This is a genomic window from Mycobacterium sp. 1423905.2 (assembly GCF_001673155.1).
Taxonomy (GTDB): domain Bacteria; phylum Actinomycetota; class Actinomycetes; order Mycobacteriales; family Mycobacteriaceae; genus Mycobacterium.
Window position 1 is genome coordinate 1 of sequence record NZ_LZLE01000038.1, and the last position, 690, is coordinate 690.

1 protein-coding gene is annotated in these 690 nt (G+C 71.2%); it reads right to left on the reverse strand.

Features of this window, described 5'->3' with window-relative positions; translation table 11 throughout:
- Window positions 1-690, reverse strand: a 690-nt coding sequence (locus tag A9W95_RS02470) for a DUF6049 family protein (RefSeq protein WP_253851538.1), incomplete at both ends; no start/stop codon positions are given.

The window sequence follows — 690 nt, forward strand, 5'->3', positions numbered from 1 at the left end:
GCCCGGCGAGGGTGACCAGCACGGCCGCGGCAGTGAGCGTGATCGCGAACAGTACCTTGCCGTAGGCGTTGGAGTGCACCGACAGCCGCACCGGCTCACCCAGTGCCGTGCCGTCGGGCGTGCGCAGTGACACGTCGATCGCCACCCGCTGGGTGAAGTTCACCTCGATCGGCACCCGTAACGGCAGGTATCCCGGCGGCAGTTCGATCTGCCCGACGTCGGTGACCGCCATGCCGGGCGGGGCGTCGACCTGCAGCCGAACCCGGATGGGCACCTCCAGCCCGTTATGCAGAGCCAGCGGCAGCGGACTGTGTTCGGTGGCCAGCGTGTAGGAGCCGCCAGGGTTGACGATGGTCACCGCGCCGAACAGGTCGTTGATCGTGGTGCCCACCACCGCCAGCCGCTGCTGGGCCAGCCCGTTGCGGGTGTCCGGCGGCACCGACTGGCTCAGCGCGCGCAGCATGTCCTCGCGCAGCGGCGCGGTGTACTGCGGCCCGGTCAGCCCGGTGCGGTCATCGGTGACCAGCGCCGAGGTGAACTTCCACAACCGGCCCACCTGGTGGGTGATGTCGGCGGTGACGTTGTCGTTGAACCGGCCGCGTTCGGGTGCCTTGCCGCCCGGCGGTTGTGGCGGGTCGGTGCGGGCGGCGGCTTCGGCGATCACCGCGGGCAGCGGGCGTGGCACGGCCA